The organism is Akkermansiaceae bacterium, from assembly GCA_017798145.1.
Taxonomy (GTDB): Bacteria; Verrucomicrobiota; Verrucomicrobiia; order Verrucomicrobiales; family Akkermansiaceae; genus Luteolibacter.
In genome coordinates this window covers 805137-817835 of the sequence record CP059069.1, presented here as the reverse complement: position 1 = coordinate 817835, position 12699 = coordinate 805137, and the positions used below count along the sequence as shown (strand labels likewise).

Genomic DNA, 12699 nt, shown 5'->3' with positions numbered 1-12699 from the left:
TGCGATGAGTGAAATTTCCTATGGACTGGGTACCTGACCTGCGCCAGTTGCGCGCTCTCGTGGCGGTGGCGGAGGAGGGGAGTTTCACCCTGGCCTCCAGGAGGCTGTTCGTCACGCAATCCGCCGTCAGCCACTCGATGCGGACGCTCGAGGATCAGCTCGGTTGCAAGCTGCTCGACCGATCGGGGAAACGGGTGGCGGTCACCTCGGAAGGCGAAATCCTGCTCCGCCGCTGCCGCCGTATCCTCCACGAGATCGAAGGGGCGACACGCGACCTTGACGGACTGAGGCGCTGGGGCCAGACCTGCATCCGGGTCGGCGCGCCCCACAGCCTCTGCCATTTCCTGATACCCAGCGTGCTGCGCGAGTTCCGCGACTGCTTCCCGAGGTGCGAGCCGAACATCGACGCGGGCGATACGACCATGCTCCTGGAAAAACTCGACCAGGGTGAGCTGGACATTGTCGTAGGCCTGAAGCCGAAGAACCACGGAGGGGATGGCTACCGGGCCATGTTCACCGACGAGTTGGCGTTCGTCGTCTCGCCCTTCCACCCGTGGGCGGCAAACAAGGATGACATGCTCAATGCGCTCGGCGACCAGCATTTCATCATCTACGCCCGCGCGACCGAGACCCACCGCCTCATCGAGGACTGGATGGAGCGCATGGCCGGAAAAATCAGGAAGCCCCTGGTGCTCGGCGACATGCAGGCGCTCAAGGAGATGGCCAAGCTAGGCACCGGGGTGGGCATCGTCGCCCCATGGGTAGCCGCAAGGGAGATCGCCGACGGGACACTCTGTGCAGTGCCAATCCGCGAGCCGCGCATCCGGCGGGAGTGGGGTGTTTTCCACTCCACGCAGAGAGCTCCCAGCCTCGTCGGGGAATCCTTCATCGGCCTGTGCGAAATGGCTTTCGGCAACATGCCGGGCTGAAGTGGCTCAATGCTTCCCGGCAGCCAGGAAATCGATGAGATCCTTGCGGGATTTCACCAGATCCGGCGGGTTGAGGTAAAACATGTGCCCGGCATCGTATTCCACGTGGGAAATCTGTTTCCGCAGGGATTCCGGGAGATTTACCTCCTGCCGAAGCGAGTAGGGCACACCTTCCGGCGGAGTCGCAAGATCCGCATGCGCACCCATCACCAGAACCCTCAGCTCCGGGTTGTCACGCAGTGCCTGGGAAAGCCTACCGGTCATGTTCACGATCTGGTTCTCCGCCCCATACTTCCATGGGCCGACCCCGGTGAGCACCTCGTAGGGCTGGTCTTCCTTCCAGCCGAGCTCTTCGCCGAGGTAGGTGAGCATGGCTGTGGAAAACGCGCCGATGGCCAGCGAGTAGGAAGGGTCGTATTCAGCCCCGCGCGAGTCGGGATCCGTGGAGTCCCACGCGACGCGGGCGTCGAAGCGCCCGATCACCTTGCCCTCGGCCTTCAGCAGCTCGGCCCGGAACTCGGTGGCATCCATGCGCAGCTCTTTCCTCAACCATGTTTCCGCCCCAACCCCGGTGAAACCAGCGAGCTTCCCGGCGATCCCAGCCTTTTCCTCCGCCCCAAGCTCGCTGCCTTTCATCAGGGCCAGCCCGTAATCGCCGAACGCGAACTCCCGCACCTCCTTGATCAGTTCGGCGCGATCCCCGGAGACCTTTTTGTGGAAATGAGCCACCGTCGCGAAGGTCGGCAGGAACACCTGGTAGGAAAGCTGGCTGCCTTGTGCCCCGATGATGGTTCGGTAATCCAGCAGCGAGGAAAGCAATACAACCCCGTTGAGGCTCATCCCGTAGCGGTTCTGCAAATGAGCCGAAAGCCCTGCTGCACGGATGCCGCCGTAAGACTCCCCGCACAGATATTTCGGCGATCCCCAACGCTTGTTCTCCGTGATCCAGATGCGGATGAAATCGCCCACGGACTCAATGTCACCCTCCACTCCGTGGAAGTCCTTCACGTTCGCGCCCTCCTCGGCGCGGCTGTATCCGGTGGAGACAGGATCGATGAAAACGAGGTCGCACTCATCGAGTATGCTGAATTCGTTGTCGATGAGCCGGGCGGGTGGGGCGATGGGAAGCGTGCCGTCGCCGGGAATGTCGATGCGGCGTGGCCCGAGGATGCCGAGGTGCAGCCAGACCGCCGAGGAGCCGGGGCCGCCGTTGAATGCGAACATCACAGGACGCCCATTGAGATCCTTGATCCCGCTGCGGGTGTAGCTTACGTAAAAGACGGAGGCCTTCGGCTTGCCCTTGTCATCGCGGAGCTGCATTTTCCCTGTGGTGGCTGTGTAGGAGATCTCCTTCCCGGCGATGCTGACCTTCCCTTCCTTGGAGACTGGCTCCCTGGGTGCTTCGGCCTCCTGCTTCTTATCGTTCTCCTTTTTCGTGGGGGGATCCTGGGCCAGGGCGGTGAAAGGCACGCAGAGGAGGAGCAGGAGTGTTCTGGTTTTTGCGATCATGTGCGGGCAGATCATCGCCCGGAAACGGATTTTGCAAAGTGGGAACATCGGTGATTTGCTGCAGTTAGAAGACCAAAGCCATGCTGGCCAAGGGGCGCTGTGCGTGTTATCGCAGGCTCGCCGGATGAGTCCCTGGATCAAAAGAACATTGCCCGATTGGATGCGGGCCAGGTTGAGCGACAACCAGCGCTTCCTCGCCCTCTGCGTGCTTTCCGGGCTCCTGTGCGGTCTTGCTGCTGTTGCCTTCCACCTTTGCATCGACGGGCTTTTCGATTGGCTTTGGCATTTCGCTCAAGGGCGGGACCCTTTGGAATTCTGTGCGATACTCATCACCGCACCGACTTTCGCCGGTCTTCTTGTAGGCATTGCGGTGCAGGGTTTTGCGCCGGATGCGGCGGGCAGCGGCATACCTCAGACAAAGGCTGCATACTATAACAAGGGCGGCAAAGTCTCCGGCAGGGCGGGGATCTTGCGCTTCATACTTGGCACACTCTACGTCGGCCTCGGCAATAGCCTTGGGCGCGAGGGGCCGACAGTGCATGTCAGCGCGGCGATCTCCTCGCGGATAGGCCGCTGGGCGTTCAACGATCCCGCGCGCATCCAGTCCATGCTACCCGTCGGGATGGCGGCGGGGATCGCTGCGGCCTTCAATGCGCCTCTTTCCGCTCTGACCTTCGTGTTCGAGGAGCTGTTGGATGATTTCTCGATGAAGGCGATCGGCGGGATGGTCATCGCGGTGGTCATCGCGGCGGCGGTTTCACGCACCATACTCGGGGAGGATCCGGTCTTGATGGCGAAAATTTCCGGAGACTACGAGACCTCCGCATGGATGCTTGTGGCGCTGCCCCTCGGGCTAGCGGCCGGGCTGATCGGCCATTTTTTCGTAAGGAGCACACTACAATTGCGGTCGCGGTTCAAGGGTGGGAAGCTCTTTCCCGCATGGGTGAACCCTGCGCTCGGAGGGCTTTCCTGCGGATTGCTGGGGCTGGGCGCCTTTTACCTGACAGCTCATCTGGGGGATGCGCAGAATTCCGTCTTCAGCATTGGCTACGAGAGCCTTGAGGCGGCCTTCGAGGACAAGCTGACGGTGGGGATCCTCGCTACGCTGCTGGTCATGAAGTTCCTTGCGGTTGTCATCAATTACGCATCCGGCGGCTCCGGCGGATTGTTCTCGCCCACGCTTTTCCTCGGCGGGATGCTCGGCGGCCTGATCGGCGTGGGGCTGGCCGATTTCCAACACATGTATCCGTGGATACCGGCATTCCCCACGGATCGTAACGTCATAGGCGGCTGCGTTCTGCTGGGCATGGGGGCGATGTTCGCTGCCGTCGTCCGCTGCCCTTTCACATCGCTCATCATCATTTTCGAAATGACGGGAAACTACTCCCTGATCCTGCCGCTCATGGCGGGCAATGTCCTGGCTTGGCAGATCGCCCGGCACCTCCAGCCGGTCAGCATTTACAATGCGCTGCTGCTTCAGGACGGCATCTCTCTGCGGAAACTCCCCGCCTACCGTGGCGTGCAGGATTACCGGAAGCTGCCGGTGCAATCGATCATGACCCATGATGTCTTCACCATAGGGTTGCTGGAAAGGCCGGCCGAAGCCTTGAAGCGAATCAGGGTGGAAAACCGGAGCTATCATGCCTATCCCGTCGTCGATGATGCGGGCAGGCTGGCCGGAGTCGTCACACAAAAGGAGATCATGGGCTGCGGGGATGCTGGTTCGGTCGCGGAAATCATCGCCGGCCGGCAAACCCTGTCCGTCCAAGCTGAAACCTCAATCAGGGATGCTGCGAACTGCATGATCGAGAAGGACTTCCAGCAGGTTCCCGTCGTCAGCATTGCAGATCCAGGAAAGCTCCTTGGCTGGCTGACCCTCAACGATATCGCCCGCCAACAGAACGCGGCGGAGGGGTAGTGGAGTGAAATTCCCCCGCCGGGATATTGGTTACCACTCGGGATTTTCTCGCAAGCTGCGGGGATCGCGGGATAAATGGCCGTGCGCGCTTGTGAAAATCGCCGCCCACCCAGACCATGAAAAAATGCCCGTATTGTGCCGAGGAAATCCAGGACGAGGCCGTCAAGTGCAAGCACTGCGGCGAATTCCTCGATGAGTCCAAGCGCCCAGCCCACCACAATCCGCCGCCGATCCCCGCCAAAAATCAGCTCCCGTGGTATTTCCGTACGGCGGCCATCGTCATCGTGGTGCTGAGCATCCCTCCCTTGGCGCTGCCGCAGATCATCTGGCATCCGAAGATGAGCCTGCGCTGGAAAATCATCAATTCCATCGCCATCCTCATCCTTTCCTGGCTGTTGTGGATCTCCATCCTGAAAAGCATCGAACTCGCACGATACTTCATCGGGATCATGCAGGATTTGCAGCAATCGTCCTACTAGCCTCCTGTCATCCATGAAACTCATACCAGCAATCATCCTTACAAGCCTCCCGCTCTGCGCCCAGAACTACTCTCCGGTTTCTGAAAGGCCGCCGCAGATCACGCGCGAATTCCGCGCCGCATGGGTGGCGGCGGTTTACAACATCGACTGGCCCTCCGCATCCGGTCTGGGCGCATCCGCTCAGCAAGCCGAGGCGCGCGCCATCCTGGACAGGCTCGCCAGCCTGAAAATGAATGCGGTGATACTCCAGGTCAGGCCGCACGCGGATGCCCTATACGCATCCTCGTTGGAGCCGTGGTCGCCATGGCTCACCGGCACGATGGGGAAATCCCCTGGCTACGACCCTCTGGCCTACTGGATCCAGCAAGGTCACGCACGCGGCATCGAGATCCATGCATGGTTCAATCCCTTCCGCGCCATTTCCAACACCTCCCATTCCCGCAGCGCGAGCCACGTCAGCCGCACCAGGCCGGACATGATCAAGCGCTACGGGGACTCCCTGTGGTGCGACCCATCCCACCCGGAGACCCGCACCAGGGCCTTGGCCGCGATCAGCGACGTCGTCCGCCGCTATGACATCGATGGGGTTCACCTAGACGACTATTTCTACCCTTATCCGCTGCCCGGCCAAACGTTCGTGGATGGCAAAACCCCCGCCCAGCGCCGTGCCGTCGTGGATGCTTTCGTAAGCCAACTCTACTCCACGGTGAAAAAGCAGAAGCCCTGGGTGCGAGTCGGCATCAGCCCCTTCGGCATCTGGCGTCCGGGCGTTCCTGCGGGGATCGAGGCAGGTGTCGATTCATACGAGGATCTCGCAGGGGACTCACGGAAATGGCTGAGGAACGGTTGGGTGGATTACCTCGCCCCGCAGCTCTACTGGCGTATTTCCCCGCAGAAGCAGAGTTACAGCGCCCTGCTCGAATGGTGGCGGCAGCAGGGCAGCCGCCCGGTCTGGCCCGGCATCGCGACGACGCGCATCCAGTCCTCGGAAGACCCGGGGAGGCCAGCCTCGGAAATCATCAACCAGATCGACCTTTCCCGGAAAATCGGTAAGAACTGGGTGGGTCACATCCACTGGAGCGCAAAGGGACTCACGAAAAACCAGGGAGGCATCAGCACCGCACTCTCCAAGGTTTACACCCAGGCTGTCGCCGTCCCGCCCATGCCATGGATCAACAAAACCACGCCCGCCCAGCCGCAGGCAGGTGCCTCCGCCGAGGGCGCGGACACCCGCATCCGCTGGACGGCCCCGGCGGGCGCATCGAAGATTGCGGTGCAGGCGCGTTACGGCTCATCATGGCGGACAGTGGCCATCGTCCCGGCCGGCCGAGGGTCGGTATCCATCCCCAGGGCGAATTCCATCGCCCTCTCCAGCCTGGATCGCTACGGCAACGCATCCGCCCCGAAAGTCCTCGGCCTACCATGATTCCGCATCGACAACTCCCCTCCAGCATTGCATTTTCCAAGATATGAAACGCATTTTGCTCTGCCTGCTATTCACCATTCCCGCCCTTGCCTCTGACAACAACACCCTTAGTCCCGAGGAAAAGGCAGCCGGCTGGAAATTGTTTTTCAATGGCCGAGATCTCTCGGATTTCCGTGCATTCGGTTCCGATGCAAGACCCGGAGAGGGCTGGAAGGTCGATCAGGGCATCCTCAAGAAACTGCCCGGTGTCAAAGGCGGGGACATCGTGACGAAAAAGAAATACAACGATTTTTTCCTGATCTGGGAATGGCGCATCTCGGAAAAGGGCAACAGCGGGATCAAGTATCTCGTGGATGAATCCCGCCCCAAGGCACCCGGCCCGGAATTCCAGATTCTGGACGACAAGGGGCATCCCGATGCGAAAAAGGGGGCGAACCGGCAGACCGGAGCCCTCTATGACATCGTCGCCCCTTCCCCCGACAAGCTGCTCAAACCTGTCGGGGAGTGGAACCGCTCCCGCATCATCGTACGTGGCAACAGCGTCGAGCACTGGGTCAACGGCTCGCCCGTCCTCGGCTACGAGCTCGGCAGCCCTGAGCTCATGGCCGCCATCGCCAAGAGCAAATTCAAGGGGGCAGAAGGCTTCGGCAAGAAGATCGAGGGCCACATCATGCTCACGGATCACCAGGATGGCTGCGATTTCCGCAACATGAAGATCCTCATCAACCCTCCGAAATGACCCACCCCGGCGGGAGACTCTCGGTTTTTGAGATTTTTTTTGAACGTACTCCATCACAGGCGGTCTGAATTCACTGAAGGCCGGGCGCAAGCCCGTGTTTTCATGTAAGGGTGAACAGCAGTTGTCAGCCTCAGATACCTTCGGGTGTGTTGAAGTTGTTCAGCTTGGCCGTCGGGGTGGGTGCCCCGGCGGCCTTTTTTTTTGCCCGTCCCCAGTCCTGTTAGCGTGTTCGGATGAAAATGCTCTCAAAACGGATATTTCCGTTGTTTTCCATGCCGCTATCCCATTTGATGCCCAGCCCTCCAAGCGGCTGCCATGATCCAAACCACCACAGAACTTGCCACTTTCCTAGGCAGCTGCGAAAAAACGGACGGGCGCAAGGTATGCGCCATCGACACGGAGGCTGACAGCCTGCACCGCTACAGCGAGTCGCTCTGCCTCATCCAGTTCACTGCCGGACCGGATTGCGTGCTGATGGATCCGCTCGCCATCGAGGACATGTCACCCCTCAAGGAATACCTCAGGGATGCCACCGTCTGGATGCACGGCGCCGATTACGACATGACCATGCTCAAGCGGGAGTTCGGTGAATTACCGCCCACCGTGTACGACACCCAGATCGGCGCACGCCTGCTCGGGGTCGAAAAGTTCGGGCTCGGCAACCTCGTCGAGCACTACTTCGGCATCGTCCTCTCCAAATCCTCTCAGAAGGCCGACTGGGGCAAGCGCCCGCTCTCTGAAAAAATGATCGACTACGCCCTCAACGATGTCCGCTACCTCCTGGAAATGGGTGGTATCATCGTCGCACGGCTCAAGGAAAAAGGCCGCCACGAATGGTTCACCGAGAGCTGCGAAAGCGCCAGGGCCAAGGTCGCGGAGCGCGACGACTCCAAGGAAGACCAATGGCGCATCTCCGGCAGCGGAAAGCTCGATCCCTTCGGGCTCGCCTGCCTGCGCGCCTTGTGGAACTGGCGCGACAAGGAAGCGGAGTCATGGGACAAGCCCTCCTTCATGGTCGCCACCAACCGCAACCTCATCGAATGGAGCATGCTTCTCGCCGAGCGGAAAAACATCGAATTCCCCCACCACTTCCGCGGTGACAGGGTCAAGCGCCTCCGGGAAACGATCTCCGGCCTCAGGGATCTCCCGAAATCCGAATGGCCGGCACGCGTGGTCACGAAACGCCGCAAGCGCGACCGGGAGTTCGACAAGCGGGTAGACGCCATGATCGCACGCCGCAACGGGATCGCCTCCGAGCTTGGCATCGACGGTTCGCTCATCGCCTCCCGCAGCGTCATCGAATCCTTTCCCGCCGGCGAGGCACAGCCGGAAGAGTTGCTGATGAAATGGCAGCGTGATCTCCTCGAGCTCTGATTTTCACCGCTCCCGGTTTTCCGTGTTGGACGCTCACCGCCCCTTTCCCGATCTTACGCCCATGCCCGCCGACATCCAGACAAGGTTTTTCGAGAGCTCGGTAGACTTCGCCCTCCGCGATGGCTCAACGCTTCCAGGCATCACCATCGCCTACGAAACATGGGGCAAGCTGAATGCGGATGGCTCCAATGCCGTCCTGCTTTTCCACGCCCTTTCCGGCTCCCACCACGCCGCAGGCCACAATCCCGGCATCCCCGGAACAGGCGCCCTCTGGCAGCCGGAACTCCACGAGGGCTGGTGGGAAAGCATGATAGGTCCGGGCAAGGCCATCGATACCGACCGTCTTTTCGTCATCTGCCCGAATTACCTCGGCGGCTGCTACGGCTCCACCGGCCCCGCCTCCCCCAATCCTGCGACCGGCCGACCCTGGGGTGCCGCTTTCCCATCCATCTCCGCCACCGATCAGGTCAACGCCACCGCCCTCCTTCTCGATTCCCTCGGTATCCCGACGCTCCACGCCCTCGTCGGCCCATCCGTCGGCGGCCTCATCGCCCTCGCCTTCGCCACTCGCCTGCCGGAGCGCGTCAAAACCGTCATCGACATCGCTGCGGGCTTCCGCACCACCGTCCTTAACAAACTCATTCTCTTCGAGCAGATCCTCGCGATTGAGAACGACCCGAATTTCAACGGCGGGGATTTCTATGACACCAAGCCGCCATTCTACGGCCTGGCCCTTGCCCGGATGATTTCCCACAAGACCTTCGTCCACCTCGATTCCTTCGAGAACCGCGCCCGCCAGGACGTCGTCCAGCCCGATGACATCCTGGCCTGGTACCGCGTCCAGGACCAGTTCCAGAGCTACATGCTCCACCAGGGCAAAAAATTCGTCCGCCGTTTCGATGCGAACACCTACCTCCGCATCATCGACCTGTGGTCGCGTTTCGACGCGCTTGCCGAAGGCGGTGCGGAAAGCCCGGAAGGCCTCTTCGCACCGTGCCGCGAGGCCGGCCAGAAGTGGCTGGTCTTCTCCATCGACTCGGACTTCTGCTTCTACCCCGAGGAGCAGGCCGAGCTTGTCCGCCATCTGGAGGCCGCCGGCGTCGCGGTCATGCACATCACCGTCCATTCCGACAAAGGGCACGATTCCTTCCTGCTGGAGCCGGATCTCTACACCCCACACATTTCCTGGGCGCTGCGATGAAAGCCGCCCGCACCGCCCTCTTTCTCGCCGCCGCCATCATCATCGGCCTCGGTATGCTCGGGACGATGCGCCTCGAAAAGGAAGCGGGCACGGCCTTCCTGCTCGGCTCCCTGACCCTCGGTGGGGGCTTCCTGATCTGCGGGCTCTTCACCCTGGGAATGCCATGGCACGGCATCATCGGCGGCGGAGTCCTTGCCCTCCTTGGCTTCGGGCGCGGCGTGCTGAACTTCCCGGATTTCGCCCAATTCATCGTCGGCACCCGCCCGCGCGGCATCGCACCCGCCCTGGAAACAGCCGTCACCCTGGTCTGCATCTCCGTCCTCCTCCGCTGTTACCGCGCCTGGGCCCAGGAGCGTGTCCGCCGCATCCGTGAGGACTGCTGAAAGCTCCCGCCCGCGCATCATGCCGCCGCGCGAATCCCTGCGCCATTTCCGCGAAGATACGCAGCCTGTGTGGGCTTGCGGGGATGGCTTTTTTGGATAAGATTCACGGTGGTAACAGCTGTTAGGGCTGGCGCCGGATACAACCCGTTTTCCCAAATCCATGGCACTCGACAAACTCACCCAGAAACTCCAGGAGGCGCTCCAGTCCGCGCAGGGGCTTGCCTCGAAATCCTCTCACCCGGAACTCAAGAGCGCTCACGTGCTGCTCGCCCTGCTCCAGCAGGAGGGCGGGATCACCGTGCCGGTGTTGCAGAAAGCGGGGGTGGATGTGCCGATGCTGAAGGCGGCGACCGCTGCAGCGCTCTCCAGGGAGGTCAGCGTGCAGGGAGCATCGACCCAACCGCAGATCAGCGCCGGGCTGCGCGCCAGCCTGGATGCCGCCGACAAGATCCGCGAGAGGATGGGCGATGATTTTTTGTCGGTGGAGCACTTTCTGTTAGGCTCGCTGAAAGGGGATTCGCCTGCAGGAAAGCTGCTCAAGGATGCCGGCCTCGATGACAAGAAGGCGGAGGCGGCGGTGAAGGAGATACGCGGATCGCAGAAGGTGACTGATGCCGATCCGGAGGGCAAGTATCAGACGCTCGAGAAATACGGGACGGACCTGACGGCGCGCGCCCGTGCCGGGAAGATCGATCCTGTGATAGGCCGCGACCACGAGATCCGCCGCGTGCTGCAGGTGCTTTCCCGCCGCACGAAAAACAACCCGGTGCTCATCGGCGAGCCGGGTGTCGGCAAGACCGCCATCGTCGAAGGGTTGGCGCGGCGCATTGTTTCCGGGGATGTGCCGGACTCGATGAAGGACAAGAAGGTCATCGCCCTCGATCTCGCCGGGATGCTGGCGGGCGCGAAGTTCCGCGGTGAGTTCGAGGAACGGCTCAAGGCCTTCCTGAAGGAGGTCACGGAGTCCGAGGGCAGGATCATCCTGTTCATCGACGAGCTGCACACCATCGTCGGCGCGGGCGCGGCGGAGGGCGCGGCGGATGCGGCGAACATGCTCAAGCCCCAGCTCGCGCGAGGCGAGCTTCACACCATCGGAGCGACCACTCTGGATGAATACCGGAAATACATCGAGAAGGATGCGGCGCTTGAGCGGCGCTTCCAGCCGGTGATGGTCGGTGAGCCTTCCGTGGAGGACACCATCGCCATCCTGCGCGGCCTCAAGGAGCGCTACGAAGTCCATCACGGCGTCCGCATCCAGGACGGAGCCATCGTGGCGGCGGCCGTGCTTTCCGATCGCTACATTTCAGACCGGTTCCTGCCGGACAAGGCGGTGGATCTCATCGACGAGGCGTCTTCCCGCCTGAAAATCGAGCTGGACTCCATGCCCACGGAAATCGACGTGCTAGAGCGCCAGATCATGCAGCTTGAGATGGAGAAAAAGGCCTTGGAGAAAGAGAGCGACAAGGCATCCGCAGCACGGCTGGAAAAGGTCATCGAGGAGCAGGCGAACCTGAAGGAGGAATCCTCCGGAAAGATGGCGCAGTGGCGCAACGAGAAGGAGGTGATCGATCAGGTGCGCATCGCCCAGGAGAAGATCGATTCGTTGAAGACGGATGTGGAGAAGGCGCAGCGGATCGGCGACCTGACCCGCGCCTCGCAGATCACCTACGGGGATTTGCCGGAGGCGCAGAAGGCTCTGGAGGAGGCGGAGAAAGGCCTCGCCCATCTCCAGAAGAACGGTGCGATGCTCAAGGAAGAGGTCACGGAAGAGGATATCTCGCGGGTGGTTTCCTCATGGACGGGCATCCCGGTCAGCCGCCTGCAGGAAGGGGAGAAGCAGAAACTCGTCTCCATGGAGGCGCGGCTTGGTGATCGGGTCATCGGCCAGAAAAAGGCGATCAAGGCGGTGGCGAACGCCGTGCGCCGCGCCCGTGCGGGCTTGCAGGATGAGAACCGCCCCATCGGTTCCTTCCTTTTCCTCGGCCCCGACGGGGTCGGGAAAACCGAGCTGTCCAAGGCCTTGGCGGAGTTCCTCTTCGATGACGAGGCCGCGATGGTGCGCATCGACATGTCGGAATACATGGAGAAACACAGTGTTTCCCGGCTCATCGGCGCACCGCCCGGATACGTCGGCTACGATGAGGGCGGGCAGCTCTCCGAGCACGTCCGCCGCAAGCCATATTCCGTCGTCCTTTTCGATGAGGTGGAGAAAGCTCACCCGGACGTTTTCAACGTCCTGCTCCAGGTGCTCGACGACGGGCGCATCACCGACGGCCAGGGCCGCACCGTCGATTTCCGCAACACCGTGCTGATCATGACCTCGAACATCGGCTCCCAGTTCATCCTAGGCGAGGAGAACGCGGAGCAGCGCGAGGCCGCGGTGATGGAGGCGCTGCGCGGGCATTTCCGCCCTGAGTTCCTCAACCGCATCGACGAGACCGTCATCTTCGACCGCCTCAACCGCGAGGATCTCACCAGCATCGTCGATCTCCAGCTCGACCGCGTGCGCAAACGTCTCGCAAAACAAGGCCTCGGCCTCGCGCTTTCGGAAGAGGCGAAGGAATACGTAGGCAACCAGGGATACGATCCGGTCTATGGAGCCAGGCCGCTCAAGCGCGCGATCCAGCACGTTCTGTTGGATCCGCTCAGCCTCGATGTCCTCGAAGGGAAATTCACCGATGGGGATGTGATCAGGGCGGAGATGAAGGACGGCGGGGTTGTGTTCGGGAAATGATTCCCGT

Annotated in this window: 10 protein-coding genes; 9 read left to right on the top strand and 1 reads right to left on the bottom strand. The window is 61.5% G+C overall.

Annotation, left to right across the window (positions count from 1 at the left end; all coding sequences use genetic code 11):
* The first annotated feature begins 20 nt into the window (after positions 1-20).
* Positions 21-929: a LysR family transcriptional regulator gene (locus HZ994_03515; protein QTN31433.1), complete on the top strand. Its 909-nt coding sequence runs from the start codon at positions 21-23 to the stop codon at positions 927-929.
* A gap of 6 nt (positions 930-935) precedes the next feature.
* Here the strand turns inward: HZ994_03515 and HZ994_03510 are convergent, their stop codons facing one another.
* Positions 936-2438 (bottom strand): peptidase S10, encoded by a 1503-nt coding sequence (locus HZ994_03510; protein ID QTN31432.1) that lies wholly within the window; start codon positions 2436-2438, stop codon positions 936-938.
* Between the two features lie 160 nt (positions 2439-2598).
* On the opposite strand from HZ994_03510, the gene HZ994_03505 reads away from it, so the two are divergent.
* The 8 genes from HZ994_03505 to clpB all read left to right on the top strand — a co-directional run bounded on the left by HZ994_03505 (position 2599) and on the right by clpB (position 12692).
* Positions 2599-4356, top strand: a complete 1758-nt coding sequence (locus tag HZ994_03505) for a chloride channel protein (GenBank protein ID QTN31431.1) — start codon at positions 2599-2601, stop codon at positions 4354-4356.
* Positions 4357-4472: 116 nt separating this feature from the next.
* Positions 4473-4835, top strand: coding sequence for a zinc ribbon domain-containing protein (locus HZ994_03500; GenBank protein ID QTN31430.1), 363 nt, complete (start codon positions 4473-4475; stop codon positions 4833-4835).
* 13 nt (positions 4836-4848) lie between these two features.
* Complete coding sequence (locus HZ994_03495) at positions 4849-6261, top strand: family 10 glycosylhydrolase (GenBank protein ID QTN31429.1); 1413 nt, start codon at positions 4849-4851, stop codon at positions 6259-6261.
* A gap of 43 nt (positions 6262-6304) precedes the next feature.
* Positions 6305-7000, top strand: a complete 696-nt coding sequence (locus HZ994_03490; GenBank protein QTN31428.1) for a DUF1080 domain-containing protein — start codon at positions 6305-6307, stop codon at positions 6998-7000.
* A 315-nt stretch (positions 7001-7315) separates the two neighbouring features.
* A complete protein-coding gene (locus HZ994_03485) occupies positions 7316-8374 on the top strand; it encodes a ribonuclease D (protein ID QTN31427.1) in 1059 nt (352 codons plus the stop codon).
* A gap of 61 nt (positions 8375-8435) precedes the next feature.
* Positions 8436-9575 (top strand): homoserine O-acetyltransferase, encoded by a 1140-nt coding sequence (locus HZ994_03480; GenBank protein QTN31426.1) that lies wholly within the window; start codon positions 8436-8438, stop codon positions 9573-9575.
* A complete protein-coding gene (locus HZ994_03475) occupies positions 9572-9958 on the top strand; it encodes a hypothetical protein (protein QTN31425.1) in 387 nt (128 codons plus the stop codon). Before HZ994_03480 ends, HZ994_03475 begins: the two co-directional genes overlap by 4 nt.
* Before the next feature lie 160 nt (positions 9959-10118).
* Positions 10119-12692, top strand: a complete 2574-nt coding sequence (clpB, locus tag HZ994_03470; protein QTN31424.1) for an ATP-dependent chaperone ClpB — start codon at positions 10119-10121, stop codon at positions 12690-12692.
* Positions 12693-12699: the final 7 nt, after the last annotated feature.

Bases quoted from the DNA above. Each gene is read 5' to 3' on its own strand.
- HZ994_03515 (QTN31433.1), top strand. From the start codon at position 21: ATGGACTGGGTACCTGACCTGCGCCAGTTGCGCGCTCTCGTGGCGGTG.
- HZ994_03510 (QTN31432.1), bottom strand. From the start codon at position 2,438: ATGATCGCAAAAACCAGAACACTCCTGCTCCTCCTCTGCGTGCCTTTC.
- HZ994_03505 (QTN31431.1), top strand. From the start codon at position 2,599: ATGCGGGCCAGGTTGAGCGACAACCAGCGCTTCCTCGCCCTCTGCGTG.
- HZ994_03500 (QTN31430.1), top strand. From the start codon at position 4,473: ATGAAAAAATGCCCGTATTGTGCCGAGGAAATCCAGGACGAGGCCGTC.
- HZ994_03495 (QTN31429.1), top strand. From the start codon at position 4,849: ATGAAACTCATACCAGCAATCATCCTTACAAGCCTCCCGCTCTGCGCC.
- HZ994_03490 (QTN31428.1), top strand. From the start codon at position 6,305: ATGAAACGCATTTTGCTCTGCCTGCTATTCACCATTCCCGCCCTTGCC.
- HZ994_03485 (QTN31427.1), top strand. From the start codon at position 7,316: ATGATCCAAACCACCACAGAACTTGCCACTTTCCTAGGCAGCTGCGAA.
- HZ994_03480 (QTN31426.1), top strand. From the start codon at position 8,436: ATGCCCGCCGACATCCAGACAAGGTTTTTCGAGAGCTCGGTAGACTTC.
- HZ994_03475 (QTN31425.1), top strand. From the start codon at position 9,572: ATGAAAGCCGCCCGCACCGCCCTCTTTCTCGCCGCCGCCATCATCATC.
- clpB (QTN31424.1), top strand. From the start codon at position 10,119: ATGGCACTCGACAAACTCACCCAGAAACTCCAGGAGGCGCTCCAGTCC.